17 protein-coding genes are annotated in these 19,031 nt (G+C 70.8%); 9 read left to right on the top strand and 8 right to left on the bottom strand.

Features of this window, described 5'->3' with window-relative positions:
• Window positions 1-280: 280 nt before the first annotated feature.
• Window positions 281-1,150 carry a universal stress protein gene (locus ABT352_RS18900; protein WP_350946143.1) on the top strand — a complete coding sequence of 290 codons (870 nt, stop codon included), beginning with the start codon at window positions 281-283 and terminating at the stop codon, window positions 1,148-1,150.
• A 334-nt stretch (window positions 1,151-1,484) separates the two neighbouring features.
• Here the strand turns inward: ABT352_RS18900 and ABT352_RS18905 are convergent, their stop codons facing one another.
• The gene (locus ABT352_RS18905) at window positions 1,485-2,153 is read right to left on the bottom strand and encodes a CBS domain-containing protein (protein WP_350946144.1); all 669 of its coding nucleotides are present in this window, start codon (window positions 2,151-2,153) and stop codon (window positions 1,485-1,487) included.
• Between the two features lie 321 nt (window positions 2,154-2,474).
• Between ABT352_RS18905 and ABT352_RS18910 the strand changes: the two genes are divergently transcribed.
• From ABT352_RS18910 to ABT352_RS18945, 8 genes are all read left to right on the top strand, one after another.
• Complete coding sequence (locus ABT352_RS18910) at window positions 2,475-2,903, top strand: pyridoxamine 5'-phosphate oxidase family protein (RefSeq protein ID WP_350946145.1); 429 nt, start codon at window positions 2,475-2,477, stop codon at window positions 2,901-2,903.
• 243 nt (window positions 2,904-3,146) lie between these two features.
• Entirely contained in the window at window positions 3,147-3,845 is a 699-nt protein-coding gene (locus tag ABT352_RS18915) for a CBS domain-containing protein (RefSeq protein ID WP_350946146.1), read from the top strand.
• 509 nt (window positions 3,846-4,354) lie between these two features.
• On the top strand, window positions 4,355-4,513 hold the full coding sequence (locus ABT352_RS18920) for a hypothetical protein (RefSeq protein ID WP_350946147.1): 159 nt from the start codon (window positions 4,355-4,357) through the stop codon (window positions 4,511-4,513).
• An 11-nt stretch (window positions 4,514-4,524) separates the two neighbouring features.
• Window positions 4,525-7,116 (top strand): lantibiotic dehydratase, encoded by a 2,592-nt coding sequence (locus tag ABT352_RS18925; protein WP_350946148.1) that lies wholly within the window; start codon window positions 4,525-4,527, stop codon window positions 7,114-7,116.
• Entirely contained in the window at window positions 7,109-8,167 is a 1,059-nt protein-coding gene (locus ABT352_RS18930) for a lantibiotic dehydratase C-terminal domain-containing protein (RefSeq protein WP_350946149.1), read from the top strand. Before ABT352_RS18925 ends, ABT352_RS18930 begins: the two co-directional genes overlap by 8 nt.
• A complete protein-coding gene (locus tag ABT352_RS18935) occupies window positions 8,164-9,237 on the top strand; it encodes a thiopeptide maturation pyridine synthase (protein WP_350946150.1) in 1,074 nt (357 codons plus the stop codon). Before ABT352_RS18930 ends, ABT352_RS18935 begins: the two co-directional genes overlap by 4 nt.
• A gap of 131 nt (window positions 9,238-9,368) precedes the next feature.
• Window positions 9,369-9,725 carry an ArsR/SmtB family transcription factor gene (locus ABT352_RS18940; RefSeq protein WP_350946151.1) on the top strand — a complete coding sequence of 119 codons (357 nt, stop codon included), beginning with the start codon at window positions 9,369-9,371 and terminating at the stop codon, window positions 9,723-9,725.
• Complete coding sequence (locus ABT352_RS18945; protein WP_350946152.1) at window positions 9,725-10,624, top strand: cation diffusion facilitator family transporter; 900 nt, start codon at window positions 9,725-9,727, stop codon at window positions 10,622-10,624. Before ABT352_RS18940 ends, ABT352_RS18945 begins: the two co-directional genes overlap by 1 nt.
• 174 nt (window positions 10,625-10,798) lie before the next feature.
• Here ABT352_RS18945 and ABT352_RS18950 read toward each other — a convergent pair whose 3' ends face one another.
• The 7 genes from ABT352_RS18950 to ABT352_RS18980 form a co-directional block, all read right to left on the bottom strand.
• Window positions 10,799-11,353: a hypothetical protein gene (locus ABT352_RS18950; protein ID WP_389778299.1), complete on the bottom strand. Its 555-nt coding sequence runs from the start codon at window positions 11,351-11,353 to the stop codon at window positions 10,799-10,801.
• A gap of 324 nt (window positions 11,354-11,677) precedes the next feature.
• The gene (locus ABT352_RS18955) at window positions 11,678-12,532 is read right to left on the bottom strand and encodes a universal stress protein (RefSeq protein ID WP_350946153.1); all 855 of its coding nucleotides are present in this window, start codon (window positions 12,530-12,532) and stop codon (window positions 11,678-11,680) included.
• Between the two features lie 124 nt (window positions 12,533-12,656).
• Window positions 12,657-14,357 (bottom strand): sensor histidine kinase, encoded by a 1,701-nt coding sequence (locus ABT352_RS18960; protein ID WP_350946154.1) that lies wholly within the window; start codon window positions 14,355-14,357, stop codon window positions 12,657-12,659.
• An 84-nt stretch (window positions 14,358-14,441) separates the two neighbouring features.
• The gene (locus ABT352_RS18965) at window positions 14,442-15,365 is read right to left on the bottom strand and encodes a DUF6807 domain-containing protein (protein WP_350946155.1); all 924 of its coding nucleotides are present in this window, start codon (window positions 15,363-15,365) and stop codon (window positions 14,442-14,444) included.
• The gene (locus ABT352_RS18970; protein ID WP_350946156.1) at window positions 15,362-16,501 is read right to left on the bottom strand and encodes a Gfo/Idh/MocA family protein; all 1,140 of its coding nucleotides are present in this window, start codon (window positions 16,499-16,501) and stop codon (window positions 15,362-15,364) included. The genes ABT352_RS18965 and ABT352_RS18970 overlap by 4 nt, the downstream gene beginning before the upstream one ends.
• 70 nt (window positions 16,502-16,571) lie before the next feature.
• Entirely contained in the window at window positions 16,572-17,261 is a 690-nt protein-coding gene (locus ABT352_RS18975; protein WP_350946157.1) for a YesL family protein, read from the bottom strand.
• A 100-nt stretch (window positions 17,262-17,361) separates the two neighbouring features.
• A complete protein-coding gene (locus tag ABT352_RS18980; RefSeq protein WP_350946158.1) occupies window positions 17,362-18,999 on the bottom strand; it encodes an ABC transporter substrate-binding protein in 1,638 nt (545 codons plus the stop codon).
• Window positions 19,000-19,031 lie beyond the last annotated feature (32 nt).

The raw sequence follows: 19,031 nt of genomic DNA on the forward strand, positions 1-19,031 counted from the left end.
GCGGAAGGTCCCACCGTGGTGGGACCTTCCGCCCTGCTCACCGCACGGCACCCACCCGCGAAACCCGGGCGACGAGCCATGATCCTCCACCCCACCGTCACCTGGCCGGACGACGAGACGGCCCCCGAGGAAACCCAGGGGACCTTCGTCCCTACCCGGCGAACGGCGGAGCCACGAAGAATGAGACGAGCCAGGGGCACACGCGAGAACCCGCCGGATCTCGGGCCCGGCCACCGCGATCAGAGCATCGGCCCCTGACAACGCACCGAGGGCGGTCACCATGACAGCACCCATCATCGTCGGCGTCGACGGCTCGACGCCCTCGCTACAGGCCCTGACCTGGGCAACGCGGGAGGCGACCCTGAGAAAGGCGCCGTTGCGCATCGTCCACGCCGCCCTGCGCTGGGCCTATGACGTCCCGCTCGTCCCCCAGCCCGGCCACTGGGGCCCCGCCGAGGAAGCCGCCTGCGAGGAACTCCTTCACCGGGCAGCCGAACAGGTCCGCTCCCACGACCCCGCGCCGAAGGTCACCACCGAGATCCTCGACGGAAACGCCGCGGAGGCGATCGCCGCCGTGGCCGAGAGCGCACAGCTGGTCGTCGTCGGCCACCGAGGCCTGGGCGGATTCGCCGGCCTGCTACTGGGCTCGGTCAGCCACGACCTGGCCGCCCGATCCCCGTGCCCGGTAGTGATCGTCAATCAGCCGCACACCACCCGGGGCGGCGAGATCGTCGTCGGCGTCACCGGACGTCCCGACCAGGACCCCGTCCTGGAGTTCGCCTTCGGCGAGGCGGCCCTGCACCGGCGTCCACTGCGAGCGCTCCACGCCTGGACCCACCCGGCCAGCAGAGCACCCGGCGACATGCAGCCACTCGTCTACGACGTCGAAGAGGTCGGTGACGAGGAGGCCCGCCTGCTGGCCGAGTCGCTCAGTGGCCGGCGGGAGAGGTTCCCCGACGTTCCCCTCATCGAGCAGGTCGTGCACAAGCATCCGGCCAAGGCGCTCATCGACGCCTCCGAGACCGCTGAACTGGTCGTCGTGGGCGCCCGCGGCCGGGCGATGTTCCTCAGCTCGACCGTACGCGCCCTGCTCCACCACGCTCGGGCGCCCGTCGCCGTCCATCACACCTCGCACGACCATCGGAGTTGAGCCCTCCCGGCACAGACCACCGTGGCGCCACCTACCGGGCCCGGGGAGAAGGCACGTGTGGCGACATTGGGCACCTTACGAGCGAACGACGGCCTGCCTTCCCGTAGCGCACACCGGACCTGACACGCCCTTGTTGTTCAATGCCGCCTTTAGTCCTTTTTATCCTGTTTTTCGGTTTTGAGCTAGCGTGCGCCCTTTACAAAGTAGATCAGTAATGTCTTTCACATCCCCTTCGAACCTTTCGAGCACGCGCCACCACCACCGGACCGGCGGCACAACGCATGCCCACCGTCATGCCCACCGCGTCCGGCGATGATCCCGATGGTGCGCCGGCCTACAGCAGGGGCGGGAGGACGAGCAGGTCGTCGTCACCGTGCTCAAGCCGTGAGGTGACGTCGACGACGCCTTCGAGCCGGCGGATCGCCTCGACGAGCTGGACGACCTGTGAGCGGCGTTCGACCTTGCCGTCGAGCGTCACCACACCGTTCTCGACACCGATCACCACCTCCGAGGCGGTGGTGTTCAGGTCACGGGCGACGGCTTCGGCCTCGGCGCGCAGCTCGGCCTCGGCGCGGTCGAAGACGCGCAACAGGTTCGCCCGGTGCAGGATGCCGGCGAGGCGGCCGGTCACCGGGTCGATCACCGGAAGCTGCTGGATCCTCTTGTCGTGCATGAGTCGCGCCGCCTCCCTGACGGGCATGCCCGGCGTAACGGTGATCGCGGGCGAGGTCATCAGATCCTTGGCCACGACCGCCGCGGCCTTCTCGTGCTCGCGCCGGCGAGCGGTGCTCTCGAAGATGGAGATGCTGTGGCGCACCGCGTCGCTCTCCTTGAGCAGCAGATCGTCCTGCGAGACCACCCCGACCGGACGGCGTTCCACGTCGACGACCGTCACCGCGCCCACGGCGAAGCGTCGCATCACGGCCACGATGTCGGCGAAACCCGCGTCCTGCCGCACGGCGATGGCGGTGCGGCCCATCACGTCACTCACGGTGATCGACATTTTCTTCCCCAATTCCTGCGAGTCCTCACGGATGTTCCCGGCCTCCGGGCGCCGCCCGGAGTGGACGACCGCCACATCGCGACGCGCGTGGTGTCCTCCGTCCTCTCCCCCATCAGACCCCCCTCCCGGCGGTCCGCTCCAGGGCCACAGGTCCCGATCTCACCGCGTGAGGGCAGAGTCTTTCGTCCCGGGCCCGGCACGCGTCATCGATCGACGTCCCGTCGGCGTCCCGTCGACGCCCGGCCCGAGGGCAGATCGTCGGTGATGAAGGGGACTTTCGCCCCTAACGTCGCCGGAGAGCGACCGGGCAGCCTTAGGGGCATGAAGCTCGACTCGGCAGGTCTGCAGATCCTCTCGCGCCAGGAGTGCGTCACGCTCCTGGCGTCGGCCTCGATCGGGCGCATCGTGTTCACCGACCGGGCCCTGCCCGCGGTGCAACCGGTCAACTTCGTGCTCGACGGCGAGAACATCGTGATCCGCACGGGTTTCGGGTCCAAGCTCGCCGCCGCGGCCAGCGACGCGATCGTCGCCTTCGAGGCCGACGAGTTCGACCTCACCGCCCGCACCGGCTGGTCGGTCACCGCCGTGGGCCCCGCACGCGCCGTACGCGAACCGAACGAGATCGAGCGCCTGTCCGCACTCCCCCTGCGCACCTGGGCGCCCGCCAACCGTGACCACTACATCGTGGTACGCGCCGAACAGATCACCGGCCGCCGCCTCTCGTCCAGGCATGACGAGCGGGAGACCTGACGGCCCGTTTCCGGCACGCCCACGGGCCGCGTCCGGTGGCAGCCCGCCAGGGACCTCCGGCCCTGCATACGGTTCCCCGACGGGGGTGAGATGGGGATGAGAAGAGCCGGGCAGATGACCACACTCATCCGCAGGAAGCGGAAGAGATCGTTCCCGGAGAACTCCGCCCGGCTCGAAGGTCCGCCGGACGGACCTTCGAGCCGGGCGGAGTGTGCCCGCATCATCACGGGTGGAGAACATGCCATGCGCACCAAGGTAGAGAACGTCATGACCAGGAACGTGGCGCTGGTCACCGCCGACACCCCGTTCAAGGACATCGCCGAGACGCTCATCGCGTGCGCGGTGAGTGCCGTCCCCGTCGTGGACGGGGACGGCCGTGTCATCGGCGTCGTCTCCGAGGCGGATCTGCTCGCCAAGGAGGAGTTCCGGGAGCAGTACTACCGCGAGGGCTACCAGCCGCCGCTGCGCGCCCGGCTGCGGCACCGGCTGAACCAGGAGGTCCGCGACCCGAAGGCCAGGGCGCGGGGCGACGTCGCCGCCGAACTGATGTCCTCCCCCGCGATCACCGTCACCGGAAAGACGCCGACGGTCGGCGCCGCCAGGCTCATGGAGGCGCACGGCATCAAGCGGCTCCCCGTCGTCGACCAGGATGGCCGCCTGGTGGGCATCGTCAGCCGCCGCGACCTGATCAGGGTTTTCGTCCGGCCCGACTCCGACATCGCCGACGAGGTGCGCGAGGAGGTCCTCGGCCGCTCCCTGCGCATGGAGACCGCGCAGGTCAACGTCCGGGTCGACCACGGTGTCGTCATCCTGACGGGCACCATGGAACGTCGCAGCGAAGCCGAGATAGCGGCCCGGGTGATCGGCCGCGTCAACGGCGTCGTCGACGTGGTGAACGAAGTGCGCTGGATCCAGGACGACGACGCCTGGAGCGGAGGCTGAGCCGGCCACTCCCCACCCCTCACGCGTCCGGGCCGGGACCCTTCCGAGCGGCGAGCGATCCTGGAAGAAGAACGCGATCCGATCGCCGGAAAGCGCGACGCCACGCGATTCGGCTTCACGATCCCACGACCGCACGGCAGCGAAACAAGAACGTAACGCGCGATGACTCACCGTTAATCACACCGTCCTTAGGACGCTCAATAAAGAACCGTTCTTCCGCCCGCCCGAAAACCCGCTGTCGACACCGACGAAGACCCTTATTCCGACAGACAGCAATCTCTTACCATCGTGGCACCGAATGGTTCTGTGATCTTGCTGACGGTGACACCTGGCTGGTGGAAAAGGTGACGACACTCATCACCGCAGCATCGAGAGTCGATTGATATTCGCCCCCCGCGCCTCCCGCTCATTTATTTCTCCCACTGCCGGATGACGAGACAGTCGACCGTGCCTACGATAACGATCGTCACCGACACAGCCCGCTCCGGCGGGCAGGAATGGGAGTGCAGATGGCGACGAACGAACCACTCCACCTCGATCTGGAGGCGCTCGACGTGATGACGGTCGAGCTCCCCGGCGAGGATCTCGTGAAGGCCCTGGGCATGGGTCTCGGTAACACCGAGGTGGGCGCCTCGGGTCTCACCGGGCGCACGAGCTGGCTCATCTAGGCTCCCCGCACATGGTCTCGACGCGTCGTGGCCTGCCGGGACGCGTCGAGATCGACGCGGCTCGTCGCACGGTGGACGCGACCGTGGTCGCCAGAATCGCCGCGCTGCCGGTGGCGGCACTCGCGGAGCTGAGGTGCACGGCCACCTGGCGGAGCGTCCGGGAGATCCTGGCGATTCGTCGCCGGCTGGCCGACGAGGGCCGGCGGCTCGCGGACGAGCTGGAGCCGGTGATCGGAGCGGTCGGACCAGGTCCGGAGCGGCCGGCGCTGGTGGCGTTGCGCCGGGCGCTGTACAACGCGAGACGCCCGGCGGGCCGAGCCTGGCCGGTGGAGGTCGGTTCCGGCCTCGCTCCGCGCGTCGCGGACTGGATCGCGGACCTCGACCGGCATGACGCGCTCGTCCGGCGACTGCCGGAGGAGCTCGATCAGGAGCGCCGGGACGCCTACGAGGTGCTGCGCCGGTGGGTCGGCACCGACGCCTTCGGCCATGGCGTGCTCCAGGCGGGACCGGCGATGTCCGCCGCGCTGCACCGGTGGCTGGCCGCGCCGCCCGGCACCGTCCCGCCGCGCCAGGTCGCGCTCCGCCTCACCCGCTACCTGGCCCGCGTCGTGGCGAAGACGAGCCCGCACGCGACCTTCATGATCGCGGCTCTCGGGCGGTGGAGCGACGACGGCGAGCCGGTCCGCTGGGAGGGGACGTGGGCGTGGCGCAGCGCGGTCGAGCCGAACGTCCCCCTGCTGCTGCGGCTGCTCACCGACCTGGCCCGCGCCGACGACGGCCTCGCGGACCTCTTCGTGGTCAGGCCCAACCCGAGCCTCGACGAGGACGACGGCCGCCTGTGGTACGTGACCGGCCAGGAGGACGCCTACAACGGCATCGCCGCCTCCGAGCCGCTCCGGCGGCTGCTGCGCCCGCCCTACGACGATCTCCGCACCAGGGCCGGTGGCGCACTCGGCGGGCTGCTCGACCTGGGGGTGCTGGAACTCCATCCCCCGGTCGCCGACCAGGCCGCCGCGCACCTCGCCGACCTGACCGATCGGCTCGGCACGCATCCCGCGGGCAAGGCGCTCGCCGCCGCGCAGGAGGCGCTCGCCCGTTACCCGGAGGCGGCCCGCGTGCCGGAACGCGAGGCGCTGCGACGGAAGGTGCGCTCGGCGTTCACCCGGCTGGCCGAAGACGACGCCGATCGCCTGCCGGACCGCAACCTCTTCCACGAGAACGCGGTGCTCAGCACGCCCGGACCTCGGCTGGGCCTGACCGCCTGGCGTCCCGCCCTGGGCGACCTGCACGCGATCACCGACTTCGCCGCGGTCTTCGATCGGGACGGCGTCGCCCGGCTGCTCGCCGCCGACCTGTTCGCGCGGTGGTTCGGCGCCGGCGCGCGGGTGCCGTTCGGCCTGTTCCACCGAACGCTCGCCGAGCGAACCCGCCGGGCCGCACCCGGCACCCTCGCCGGTGAGCTGCACGCGCTCATGTATCCGTGGCAGGAGCGGCCCCCGGAAGGCCGGACGCCCGCCGTACCCCGGCTCGACGAGCTTCGAGACGCCCGCGCGGCGGCGCTGGCCGCGGTGCGCGGGCTGCTGCCCCAGACCCCGGACCCGCTCACCGTCGATCCGGCGGTGCTGGCCGGTCTCACCGCCGGCCGTCCCGCGTTCGTCCGTCCCGTGGGGTCGCTGTCGTGCTTCGTGCAGACGATCGGCCCGCCGGAGGAGACGCCGGTTCGGCTGGTGCTCAACGGGCTCGGCCCGGGGCACGGCGCGATGCGCAGCCGCGTGCACCGCCTGCTGCGGGTCGCCGGGGTTCCCGCCGGTGAGAACCATCCGCTCGGGACGGAACGCGGCGTGCCGGTGGAGATCACCGGGCTGTTCGGCAGCAACGTCAACCTGCGTTCCACGGTGGCGGCCCAGGAGATCGGCTATCCGGGTGTGGTCCCGAGCGGCCCGGCCGTGTTCGACCTGCGTGACCTCGCCGTCCGGCACGAGCCCGGCGCCGGCGGTCTCGTTCTGACGCGCGCCGGGCACGACACCCCGCTCCTGCCGGTGTACACCGGGATGGTCGCGCCCATGCTGCTGCCGCGTACGGCACGCCTCCTGCTCCAGCTCTTCGGCGACATGCCCAGCCCGGTGACGGGGCTGGAGTCGATCTTCTCCCGGCCGCCGGAGTCGGTGCCGGCCCGCGTCGAGCGTACGGCCCGGGTGTCGGTCGGCCGGGTCACCGTGGCCCGTGCCGCCTGGTACGTCCCGGTGCGCGAGATCCCGCGCCGAGGCAGGGGTGACTCCGACGCTGCGCATCTGCTCGCGCTCGCGGCCTGGTTCGCCGAGCACGCCCTGCCGGAACGTTGTTTCGTCTCCTCGGCCGATCCCGGCGCGCCGGTCCGCGACAGGTTGCGCCTGGGGCGGCTCGCCAAGCCGACCTATCTCGATCTGGCCGATCCGGCGCTGGTCGCGCTGTTCGACCGGGGGCTGGACGCGAGCGGATCGATGGTCGTCTTTCGTGAGCCGCTCCCTGACCTCGATGCGGCGGCCGACCTCGGAGGCGGCGGCGACCACCCCGATCACCGCCGCCATGTGAGCGAGTACGTGGTCGAGGTGGGCCGTGCCTGACCGCTGGATCTCCCTGCACGCCTTCCACCGGACCGACACCGACCTGCTGCTCCGCACGGCCGTCGACGGGCTGGTGCGGGAGCTGGACGAACGGCTCGACCGGTTCTTCTTCCTGCGGTACTGGGAGGGCGGCCCGCATCTGCGGCTCCGCCTGCTGCCGCGCGTCCCCGGCGACGCGACGACGATCGAGAAACACGCCACGGCCGTGCTGCGAGAGCACCTCGCGGCGCATCCGACGACGGCCCCGTGGGACCGCGAGGGCTACGCGCTGCTCGCCCGGGAGTTCGCCGGGCGGGAGGGCATGGACATCTACGACCGGCGGCTGCGGCCCGACGACCACGTGGAGGCCGTCGCCTACCGGCCCGAGTACGCGACGTTCGGCGGGCCGGAGGCGATCACCGCCGTCGAGCGGCACTTCACCGACTCCAGCCGGATCGCGCTCGCGATCCTGCGCGGCGAGCACGACCACCGGCGGCGGCTGGGCCACGCCCTCGCCGCGATGATGCTCACCCTCATCGCCTGGGAACCCGACCCCCGCCGCCTGGGCCTCCTGCTGGCCGGAGAGCGTGACCGATGGGATCCGGCACCGGCCCGTGCCCGGCAGGTGGAGATCTTCACCAAGCAGCGCGAAGCCCTCACCGCACAGGCGGAGAGGTGCCGGCTCATCGCCGCCCGCGCCGTCTCCTGCCGGAACCACGTCACAGCCGGCCGCTCCGCCGGCGGGCCGTCTTCCGGCGGCGTCCCCGACACCGGCGACGCGTACGACTCGCCCGGCGCCTGGTGGCGCTCGGTCGACACCCTGCACCGGCGCCTTGTCGCGCTCCAGCGGGCCGGGCGCCTCTCCCCGGTCCGCGCCCGCAAGGCGTTCCGTACTTCCGGCGCCGTCGACGCCCCGGCGGACGCGGACCGCCACGACGTCCTGAGCGTGCTGGACCGATGCGTCCACCTGTTCTGCAACCGTCTCGGCCTGTCGATCGCCGAAGAGGCGCACCTGCGCTACCTGACCGCAGTCACCCTGGAGGGGGTTGCACGATGCGAGGGAACCCCGTGAGCGACCTCCCCTGGCACGGCATCCAGATCCGCTACTACGACCGGGACAAGGACGCGCTGATCCTGGACTGCGTCCGCCCGCTGTTCCAGCGCCTGGACGGCCTCATCCGGCAGCCCTACCTCGTCCGCCACTGGCGCCGGGGGCCGCACCTGCGGCTCAACTTCCGCGCGACCCCGCGAGACTGGGAACGCGAGATCCTCCCCGTCGCGACCGAGGCGATCACCGGTTATCTGCGTGAGCATCCCTCCACCACCCGCCTCGACGAGCACGAGCATCTCGCCGCCCACCGCCTGCTCGCCGTACGGGAGCACGAGACCGGGCCGCTGCTGCCGTGGCATCCGGACAACTCCCTGCAGACCGAGCCGTACGACGACCGGTTGCGCGTCTTCGGCGGCCGGTCGCTGGCAGACCTGATCGACGCGTCCGCCGCGGAGAGCACCCGGCTCGTCTTCGGCACGCTGGACCGGGTCCGCCGGGGTGAGCTCGCGCTGTTCGCGGTCGCCATCGACCTCATGGTCGCCGTGGCGCACGTGAGCGTCCCTCCGGTCAGCCGCGGTTACATGTCGTACCGCTCGCATGTCGCGGCGGCCACCTCGTGCTGTGAGGACCGGGACGCGGTCATGGCCGCGTTCGAGGCCAGGTACCGCGAGAACGCCAGGCAGATGCGCGCGACGGTGGCCGACGTGGTCGCGTCGATCGACGCGGGCGACCCGGCGCCGCACGTACGCGACTGGATCGCCTTCACCCGCCGCCACAAGGAGATCGCCCTGCCGCTGCTGGCCCGTAAGGAGATCGATCTGGACGCCTCCGAGCAGCCGGTGCTCCAGCGCCACCGGGTCGACTATTTCGACGTGCTCATGTCCACCGACCGGCACCGCACCGAGATCCTCGAATCGGACTGGTTCCTCGCCCACCGCCTCGTGGTCAACATGCTCTACGCCCACCTGGCCCGGCTCGGCGTCACCCCGATCCAGCGGCACCTGTTCTGCCATCTGATCGCTTCCGCGGTGGAGGAGGAGTACGGCGTCTCCCCGCTGGAGAAGGCCCGCGAGTACCTGCTCAGCGGCTGAGCCACCGTCCGCCGGACAGGCCCGGGCACGGCGTCGCTTGACAGGCCGCCTCCGGCGAACGCTAATCTTTATATATGAATAGTTCTTCAGATGAGCGATTCGTGGCGATAGATGGGTGTACAACCCGGATCGTGGACGCGCCGCGGGTGGCGGTGGTGCGTGAGCGGATGCCCGCCGCGCAGGATCTGACCGACACCGCCGAGGTGTTCGGGCTGCTGTCCGATCCCGGCCGCCTGCGGTTGCTGCTCGCTCTGCTGGAGGGCGAGATGTGCGTGTGCGATCTGGCCGCGGTGAGCGGCCAGAGCGAGTCGGCGGTCTCCCACGCATTGCGGCTGCTGCGGGCGCACCGCGTCGTGACGGCTCGCCGGGCCGGCCGGATGGCCTTCTACCGGCTGGAGGACGCGCACGTGCGGATGCTGCTCGACCTCGCGCTCGCCCACACCGAGCACACCCAGGCCATCCACCCCGAACGCGACGGAACCCGCTGATGGGCACCGGGCACGGCCACGGGCACGCGGCGGGCCGGCACCGATGGCGGCTCGCGGTCTCCTTCGCCCTGATCGGCTCCTTCTTCGTGGTCGAACTGGTCTACGGGCTGCTGTCGGGCTCGCTGGCACTGCTGTCGGACGCCGGGCACATGGCCGCCGACGTGGTGACCCTGGGCGCCGCCCTGGTGGCCACCCGCATCGCCACCCGTCCCGACACCACGGGGCGCCGTAGCTACGGCTCCTACCGCGCGGAGGTGTTCGCCTCCCTGCTGGCCGTGCTGCTGATGCTCGGCGTGGCGGTGTACGTGGTGGCCGAGGCGGTGGGCCGCATCGGCGCCACCGCCGAGGTCTCCTTCGGCCCGATGCTCGTCGTGGGAGCCATCGGCCTGGTGATCAACGTGATCGTGTTGCTGCTGCTGCGCGCGGGCGCGGCCGAGAGCCTGAACGTCAAGGGCGCCTACTACGAGGTGGTGGCCGACACCGCCGGGTCGGTCGGTGTCATCGTCGCCGGATGGCTGGTCGCGACGACCGGCCAGCCGGTCTGGGACACGCTGATCGCACTCGCCATCGGTGTCTTCGTCGCGGTGCGCGCCATCTCGCTCGGGCGGCAGGTGTTCGCGGTCCTTGGCCAGCACGTACCGGCCGGGATGGACGCCTCCGCCGTCGCCAGGGACCTGGAGTCCGTCGAGGGCGTGCGCGACGTCCACGACCTGCACCTGTGGACGTTGACCTCCGGCATGAACGTCGCCACCGCCCACCTGGTCACCTCCGACGGCGCCGACAGCCACGCCGTCCTGGACCAGGCCCGCGACCTGCTGCTCAGGCGCCACAACGTGGCCCACGCGACCTTGCAGGTCGAACCGGCCGACCACCTGGGCTGCGACGAGCTGGGCTGGTGAGAGCCTCACCGTCGCCGCGCTCACCCGGCGACGGTGTCGGCATGACGGTGTCGGCACGCTGGAGGACGTCCGGACCGCCCCGGGCCGACACGAGAAGGCCCGCTCCCCGTACGGGGGGCGAGCCTTGGGTGATCCGGGGGTGGTGTTCGGAGGACGGATGTGTCCGGGGGACGGTTATCGAAGGACGGGGTAGCGACGCACCAGGGGGGTGGCGGCCCACCAGGTGCCCAGGCCCCAGGTGGTGCCGGCGCCGCTCAGGGCCAGGCCGGTCAGCACGACGGCGTAGACGAGGTGGTCGTCCATGAAGGGGTTGGTCTGCAGAGGGAGTTCGGCGGCCCACATCAGGACCATCATCAGGCCGCCCGCCACGGCGGCGACGCGCAGGCCCGCGCCCAGCAGCAGGGCGGCACCGACGCCCAGCAGGCCGAGCATGAACAGCCAGTCCACCCACGCCTGTCCGGCCAGGCCGCCGAACACCCCGCCCAGGGCGTTCTCGCCGGTGCCCTTGAGGAAGCCGGTGGTGGGGCTGCCGCCGTTGATCCAGGCGCGCTCGGCGGGGGTGGCGAACCCCCAGCCGAAGGTCTTGTCCAGGAACGCCCACAGGAAGATCCAGCCCAGGCTGATCCGGGCGATCGCCCAGACGTAGTCGACCGGACGCCTGGCGGCCGGCGCGGGGACGGTGTCCATGACCGGCCCGGTGTGAACGTCGTGCCTGTGAGTGGTGGCCATGACGGCTCCCCTTTTCGTGGTGTCGCGTGATGCTCGGCGGTCTTCGTGACGTACTCATCACACCGTTTCCCCGAGCCCGGCCACAGTGCCGTACGGACCGCGTCACGCTCTCGAACGTCCCCTCGGCGCGGGACCTTCGGCCCTGTCACGCCGCGCACGACGGGAACGGGGAGTCTCACCACCAGGGAGAGGACGGCACGCCTGCGAACGCCGGCGAAGCCGCCGACGTTCACGGATCCGCGACGGCGGCGACACACCGCCTCCGGCCATGCCGCTCCCCGACCGTTGCCGGCCGAAGGGCACACCGGTCGCGGGAGGGGCCGGTCAGGAGGAGCCGGGAGAGGCCGGAGCGGGGGTGACGACCAGGGGGCAGCCGGCGTGGTGCAGCAGCGAGTGGCTCACCGACCCCAGCAACAGGCCGGTCAGCTCGCCGCGACCGCGTGAGCCGACGACCAGCAGGCCGGAACGGGCCGAGACCTCGGCCAGGACGCGCACCGGGTGACCGTCTTCGAGCTGCTCGGTGACCTTGACGTCGGGATAACGCTCGCTCCAGCCGGCGAGGGCCTCGGCCAGCAGACGACGTTCGACCTCGGCGCTGTCCTCCGCGAAGGGACCGCCCCCGACGACCGGACGGCTCCAGGCGTGCACCGCCCGCAGGCCGACGCCGCGCAGGGACGCCTCGAAGAAGGCGAAGCCCAGGGCGCCCGTGCCCGCCTTCGAACCGTCGACACCGACGACCACCTCCCCGGCGGGCCAGGCGGACGGGTCGCGGATGACGGCCACCGGGCAGGCGGCCCGCCCGACGACCCCCAGTGCGACCGAACCGAGCAGCATCCCCGCGAAACCCCCCAGACCGTGGTTGCCGACCACCAGTAGCTCCGCGTCCGCGGCGGCCTCGATCAGGATGGCGCGCGGGTCGCCGCCCAGCAGCCGCGGCTCCGCCACGACGCGTGGATCCTCCTGCCGGACGCGTTCCACCGCCGCGTCCAGCATGGACGTGGCCCCTTCGCGCATCCAGCGGCCCACATCGGCGTAACGGTCTTTTTCCGAGATCTCCAAGGGCCAGGCGGGCATGGCGTGCACGACGCTCAGCGTGCCACCGCGCGCCGCGGCCTCCCGCGCCGCCCAGCCCGCGGCCGCGAGCGCGGCCGGCGAACCGTCGACTCCTACTACGATCATGACGTCCTCCCCTCCCCATGGTGCCCAAGGCGCCGTCACACCGGCGGGCGACCGGCCCGCGACGGCGGTAAAGATCCCTTGGCCGAGGAGTCACCGTGTCCGAGGCCCCGGTGCCGTCCCGCCGTCAGGTGAGGGGGACGTACCAGGTCAGCCGGGTCCCCTCCCGCGGGGAGGAGTCGACCTCGAAGGAGCCGCCGAGCGCCGTGGCGCGTTCCTGCATGTTGCGCAGGCCGCTGCGTTTGCCCTCGCCGGGCAGGCCGACGCCGTTGTCGGTGACGGTGAGGGTGAGCCGGTCGTCGGCCGCCTCGGCGAAGACGTCGGCCTTGGAAGCCTTGGCGTGGCGCACGATGTTGGACAGCGCCTCGCGCAGGACGGCCAGCAGGTGCTCGGCGACCGGGGCGGGCACCTTGTGGTCGAGCTGTCCTTCCATCCGCAGGCCGGGCATGAAGCCCAGGTGCCCGCGCGCGCCCTCGACCAGTTCCACGATCCGCGCGCGCAGGCTGGGCTCCTCGGCATCGCGGGGGGTCTGCAGGGCGAAGATGGTCGAGCGGATCTGCCGGATGGTCTCGTCCAGCTCGTTGATCCCGTGCTGGAGCCGCTCGGAGGCCTCCGGATGCTCGACGAGGCGCACGATGCTCATCAGGGTCATCGCGATGGCGAAGAGCCGCTGGATGACGACGTCGTGCAGGTCCTTGGCGATCCGGTCGCGGTCTTCCAGCAGCCCCAGCCGCTCGGCGTCCTGACGGGCCTCGGCCAGTTCCAGCGCGACCGCCGCCTGCCCGGCGAAGGAGTGCAGTGCCCGCAGCTCGCTGCCGCTGAACGGGATGCGGCCCGGTCGCTTACCCAGCACCAGTACTCCCCGCACCACCCCGGCCACGCCCAGCGGCACCGCGGCGGCGGGGCCCACCGTCAGATCCCGGATGAGGGCCGCGGGCAGGTCCGCCTCGCCGAGATCGGCGACCATGACCGGCTCGCCGCCCAGCAGGGCCCTGCCGGGGAGCGAGCCGGTGACGTCCACCCCGGCCCGGTCGAGCCTGCCGGCCTCCGGGCCGTCGGCGATCATCACGCGCAGGACCTCGCGGTCCACGTCGGGAAGCATGATCATCGTGATGTCGGCGGCGGCCAGGTCCCGCGCCCGCCGCGCGATCAGCCCGAGCACCTCGCGCGGCTCCGCCCCCGACAGCAGACTGGTGGTGATCTCCGCCGACGCCTGCAACCACATCTCCCTGCGCCGCGTCTCCTCGTACAGACGAGCGTTCTCGATCGCGACACCGGCGGCGGTGGCCAGCGCCGTCACGATCGCCTCGTCCTCCTCGTCGAACTCCCCCCCACCACGCTTCTCGGTCAGATAGAGATTGCCGAACACCTCCTCACGCACCCGCACCGGCACCCCCAGAAACGACCCCATCGGCGGATGACCGGGCGGGAAACCGTAGGAGGCGGGGTGGTCGGAGATGTGGGCCAGCCGCAGGACCTGCGGCTCCTTGATCAGCAACCCGAGCAGGCCCAGCCCGTGCGGCCAGTGCTCGATCCGCGCGATCTCCTCCTCGCTCAGCCCCACCGGGACGAACTGGACGAGCGTGTTCTGCTCGCCGGCCACCCCCAGCGCGCCGTAGGTGGCGTCGACGAGGGTGGTGGCGGTCTCCACGATCCTGCGCAGCACCGTCTCCAGATCCAGGTCGCTGCCCACCGCGACCACGGCCTCGAGCAGCGCGTGCACCCGGTCACGGGTCGCCAGCACCGCCTCCAGGCGCCCCTGCAACTCTGACAGCAACTCGTCCAGCCGCATGTTCGGGATCAGGGAACGCGACTCCTTTTCCGTCATAGCGCGAAGTCTCGCATCCGGGCAACGCTTAGGACAGTCGGGCGCCGCTCTTCGGCCAGGACACCGCGGTCCCGACGACGAAGATCACCATGGGTTGTTCTTGAGGTGGCCCTCGACGGTGTCCCGCCCCCACAGCCCGTCGGCGACGACGATCCGGTAACGGCGGGCCAGCGTGTCGCCGTCCGGCAGGACGAGTTCCTCGTGGAAGGCGAGAGAGGGGGCGACCGCGGGGAAGGGCTGGTTGCGCACGAACCAGTGGGTGGGCGCGTCGGCGTTGTCCGGGTGCTGCTCGAAGATCAGGGTGGAGGCGGCGTCGACCTCGTCGTGCGGCGAGCCGTAGGCGAGCCAGCCCGCTCTGCGTCCCATGACCTCCTCGCCTTCGAGGTCCCCCTCGGCCAGGATGCCTCCCCAGGTCATGTCGCGGGGCCCTCGCCAGAACAGGCCGGTGTATCCGGCGTTGGGCCGGCCCGCCGTGGTGGGGCTGCCGATCCTGAGCTCCTGCCCGCGCACATTGGTCAGCTCGGTGCCGAACTCCAGGATCCATGATCGGTTCGCGAGGTCGACGCCGTGGACGCGCACGGTGCGCAGCTCGGTGATCCACCGCTCACCGCGCGCGGTCAGCCAGGTGACCCGCTCGGTGAACGTCAGTTCCCGGCCGTCGCACTCCAGTGCGTCGAATCCCTCGTGGCGCAGGGTCCCGACGTTGTCGCGCTGGACGTAGCCGTGTCCGGGGCCGCCCTCGAAGGTGGGGCCGCCCCAGAAGTTCTGCCCGGACAGGTGGGAGAGGGTCATGGCCAGACCCTTGTGCCAGCGGTGATCGTGCGGCCGGTGCCCCGAGACGACCTGGCCGCCCAGGGTACGCAGCGGATGGAAGTAGGGCGCCGGACACTCCGAGGGCGCGGCGTCGGAGCCGAAGGTGTAGCCGAGCAGTTCGACGCCGTGCCCGGTCAGGGTGAAGGCGGTGTCGTCCGAACGGGTCAGTGCCAGAGCGGATTCGGTCGAGGTCACGATCGGTTTCCTCCTGTGGTGGCCGTCGGCGCCCAGCCGTCGACGTCGCCGTGCAGCCGGTGGTAGAAGGGGTCGCCGGGGGTCAGGTCGGTGCGCGCCACCGTTGTCCCGGTGAACGCCGAACGGTAGATCGCCGTCACGAGTTCGAGGGTGCGGCGCCCGTCGTGGCCGCTGGCCGGAGGCCGTTCTTCCCGGTCGTAGGCGTCGAGCAGCGCGGTCAGCTGCGCGGTGTGGGAGCTGCGCGTCTCAGAGCCGGGAGCCGACCAGTGCTCCTGGCGTGCCGCGCCGTCCGCGGCTCCGGTCAGATGCGGCGCCGCGGTGTAGGTCCAGTCGTCGTTGCCGTAGCCGTACAGGTGCCTGAGCTCGACGGTCGCCTCGACGAGGTCGACGCGCACGTAGCTCTCCTCCCGTGGCGACAGCACGCTGTTGACGATCGTCGCCAGGGCCCCGCTGTCGAAGCGCACACTCGCCACCGACACGTCCTCGGTCTGCACGTCGCGGTCCAGGCGCCCCGCCATGGCGGTGACCTGCGACCAGTCGCCGAGCAACGTCAGCAACAGGTCCATCTGGTGGATGCCGTGGCCCATGGTCGGGCCGCCGCCCTCGGTGTCCCAGCGCCCGCGCCAGGGCACCTCGAAGTAGGAGTGCGGCCGGTACCAGGTGGTGCTGCAGTGCGCGACGAGGGGACGGCCCAGCTCGCCGGAGGCGATCAGCCTCGCGGCGTGCAGGCCCGCCGCGCCGAACCGGTGCTGGAAGACGACGCTGGCGTAGGCGCCGCCGGCCTGCTCGGCCGCGGTGATCGTGTCGTACTCGGCCAGCGACAGGCACGGGGGTTTCTCCAGCCACACCCACGCCCCGGCGAGCAGGCACTGCTCGGCCTGCCGGGCGTGCAGCCCAGGCGGGGTGCACAGGTGCACCAGGTCGGGCCGGGCGACGTCCAGCATCTCGGCCAGGTCGGTGTGGACGCCGGGAATGGAGTTCTCGGCGCAGAAGGCCTTGACGCGTTCGGTGTCGACGTCGCAGGCCGCGACGATCCGCACCCGGTCGCCCTGGGCTTTCAGCGCGGGCAGGTGACAGACCGTCGCGATTCCGCCGGTGCCGACGATCGCGACCCGTACGGGTGTTCTCTTCGTCATCGAATGTGAGACTCCTTTGGGTTTGACGGCGGCCACCTGACGGTGGAGGCGACCTCTCGACGCTCGGCGCTCAGGCCGTGAATCTCTCCCTCACCTCGGCGATCATCGTGCGGCCGTTCAGCAGGAGCAGCGAGGCCAGCACCGAGGCGAGCAGCAGCGCCGCCACCTCGGAGGCGATCAGCGTGACGGTCGCCGCCAGGACCAGCAGGCAGGCGTTGCCCAGCGACGCCCGGGGGGAACGGGTGAGAAAGTACGCGGCCAGGCGGGCGACGTCTCGCGCGCGGAACGCGAAAAGAGAGGTGATCACCAGCGCGTTCGCGATCCAGAGGGTCGCCGCCACGGCGATGACGACCGACGACACCGCCCACCATCCCCCGACGCCGGCGACGGCGAGGTTCGATCCGATGACGGCCATCCACAGCAGCCAGGGGACCCAGAGTTTCACGACCCCTCGGAGGTTGACCCGGTAGCCACGCCAGAACGCCGCCCCGGGACGGAGATCGGTGAGATCCAGGCGGCGGTGGTGCAGCGCGTACAGCGCGGCCGAGAGGGCGGGGCCGGCCGGGATCAGGCAGAGCGCCGCCAGCGGGATGCTGCCGGCGTCGCGGCTGAGCAGCACCAGCCCGGCCAGGCCGGGCACGGCCGTGAGCAGGAAGAGCGACTCGACCACCGCGAGGGTGTAGACGAGCGCGCAGGCGCGCGCCAGGGGCCCTTCGCCGAACCGGATTCCGGCCATCCTGTCGGGCAGCGTGTCGCTCATCGAACATCTCCGGTGTGGAAACCCTCGTCCTGGTGGGCGGCCGGCGGTGCGGCGGGAGTTCCCGCGAGGGTAGCCCTCCTCCTTCCGGCAGGGGTGGCCGTCAACCGTGCTGCTTCTTGTACCGCTCGTAGGCGCCGTTCACCATGTCGACGAAGGCGCGCATGTTGTTCGCCTCGAGTTCCTTGACGTAGGCGTCCCACTCGCTCAGATCGCGTTTGCCGAGGATGAACCGGAGCGTGTTCTGGGTGACGTGGTCCTTCAGCGGCGTCTGCCACAGCGTCACCTGCTCGCGCTCCTCGTCGGTGAGCGGGTGCGGGGGCGGCACCGGCAGGGTCTTCCTCGCGTTCATCTCCTTCTGGAACGCGATCTCCTCCTCGGAGAAGGTCGACTGCAGCAGTTCGGTGGACCCGCCGTAGGCGAAGACGCCGTTGGAGAAGCCGAAGTCCTTCTGCAGGTGCTTGGGCGCCTTGGGGTTGAGCCCGACGAAGTCGACGTCGGGGGTGAGCTTGTACTTCCCCGACGCGTCCTTGGTGTGGGTGACCCCCTCGACGCCCCACTTGGCGAACGCCTGCCCCTCGTCGGAGTACCACAGCCAGTCGATGAACTGCATCATGGCGACGAAGTTCTTGCTGTCGCGGGCCTTCTTGGAGATCATGACGCCGTTCTCCAGGCGGGTGTTGCCCGCGCCGTACTTGATGGGTCCGAGCGGGCCGACGGGCACGGGGATCTTCACGAGCCTCGCCTTCGGGTTCGCCTTCTGCAGCGGCGGCCGGTACTCGTTGACCAGGGTCTGCGCGTTCGAACTGATCACGAAGGACTTGCCGGAGACCAGTTTCTGGATCGCCTGGTCGTCGGACTGGGTGAAGCTCTCCGGATCGAGCAGCTTCTCCTCCACCAGCGTGTGCAGATACTCCAGCATCTGCCGGTACTGATCCATCGCGCCGGTGAAGGCGAACTTCTGCAGGGCGGGGTCCCATTTCACCCCTTCTCCGTAGCCCCATCCGCCGGGAGCGCCGTAGGAGGTGCCGATGACGTTCAGCAGGCTGGCGCCGGGCGTGAGGGTCCCCCAGCGGTCGGACAGGGGATAGGAGTCGGGATACTTCTCCTTCATCGCCTTCAGCACGGTGCGCAACTCCTCCCAGGTCCCCGGGATCTCCAGCCCGAGTTCCTCCAGGATGTCCGCGCGCATCGCCAGGGAGTACTCCACCCAGGGCTCCTGGTGAAGACCGGGCAGGAGATAGAAGCGGCCGTCGGACTGCCGCAGCGTGTCCAGGTCAGGCTGCAGGTTCCACTTGGCGACCTTCTCCTTGAAGTTCGGCATCAGGTCCAGGTAGTCGCTCACCGGCAGAATGGCGCCGGAGGCGACGAAGGGGGTCTCCTGGCTGGGATACGTCTTGGGGATGATGAGCGGGGCGTCACCCGCGCCGATCACCAGGCTGCGCTTGTTCTCGTAGTCGCTGAGCGGCACCACACTCGGCTGGAACGTCACGTTGGTCCGCTTGCCGAGCTCCGACCAGAACAGCCAGTCGTTCTTGATCGGGTAGATCGGGTGGTTGTTGTACAGGACGGTGAACGAGAGCGGGGCGGTGGCCTTGAACCCGGTGCCGGCGCCGTAGCCGGGCATCGCGCCCTCCCGGTTCGCCGAGAGGTCGTCGGCCTGCTTCTTGGAGTCGTCACTGCCGCAGCCCACGAGTACGGCGAAGGCGCCCATCGCGACCATCGCCTGACGCCGGTTCATCTGGTACATGGAGCCCCTTTTTCTCGGATTCG

The organism is Streptosporangium sp. NPDC000563, from assembly GCF_040299985.1.
Taxonomy (GTDB): Bacteria; Actinomycetota; Actinomycetes; order Streptosporangiales; family Streptosporangiaceae; genus Streptosporangium.

Excerpts from the sequence above, each read along its gene's own strand:
- ABT352_RS18980 (WP_350946158.1), bottom strand. The coding sequence starts at position 18,999 with ATGAACCGGCGTCAGGCGATGGTCGCGATGGGCGCCTTCGCCGTACTC.
- ABT352_RS18925 (WP_350946148.1), top strand. The coding sequence starts at position 4,525 with ATGGTCTCGACGCGTCGTGGCCTGCCGGGACGCGTCGAGATCGACGCG.
- ABT352_RS18950 (WP_389778299.1), bottom strand. The coding sequence starts at position 11,353 with ATGGCCACCACTCACAGGCACGACGTTCACACCGGGCCGGTCATGGAC.
- ABT352_RS18920 (WP_350946147.1), top strand. The coding sequence starts at position 4,355 with ATGGCGACGAACGAACCACTCCACCTCGATCTGGAGGCGCTCGACGTG.
- ABT352_RS18975 (WP_350946157.1), bottom strand. The coding sequence starts at position 17,261 with ATGAGCGACACGCTGCCCGACAGGATGGCCGGAATCCGGTTCGGCGAA.
- ABT352_RS18955 (WP_350946153.1), bottom strand. The coding sequence starts at position 12,532 with ATGATCGTAGTAGGAGTCGACGGTTCGCCGGCCGCGCTCGCGGCCGCG.
- ABT352_RS18900 (WP_350946143.1), top strand. The coding sequence starts at position 281 with ATGACAGCACCCATCATCGTCGGCGTCGACGGCTCGACGCCCTCGCTA.
- ABT352_RS18915 (WP_350946146.1), top strand. The coding sequence starts at position 3,147 with ATGCGCACCAAGGTAGAGAACGTCATGACCAGGAACGTGGCGCTGGTC.
- ABT352_RS18970 (WP_350946156.1), bottom strand. The coding sequence starts at position 16,501 with ATGACGAAGAGAACACCCGTACGGGTCGCGATCGTCGGCACCGGCGGA.
- ABT352_RS18910 (WP_350946145.1), top strand. The coding sequence starts at position 2,475 with ATGAAGCTCGACTCGGCAGGTCTGCAGATCCTCTCGCGCCAGGAGTGC.
- ABT352_RS18960 (WP_350946154.1), bottom strand. The coding sequence starts at position 14,357 with ATGACGGAAAAGGAGTCGCGTTCCCTGATCCCGAACATGCGGCTGGAC.
- ABT352_RS18905 (WP_350946144.1), bottom strand. The coding sequence starts at position 2,153 with ATGTCGATCACCGTGAGTGACGTGATGGGCCGCACCGCCATCGCCGTG.
- ABT352_RS18945 (WP_350946152.1), top strand. The coding sequence starts at position 9,725 with ATGGGCACCGGGCACGGCCACGGGCACGCGGCGGGCCGGCACCGATGG.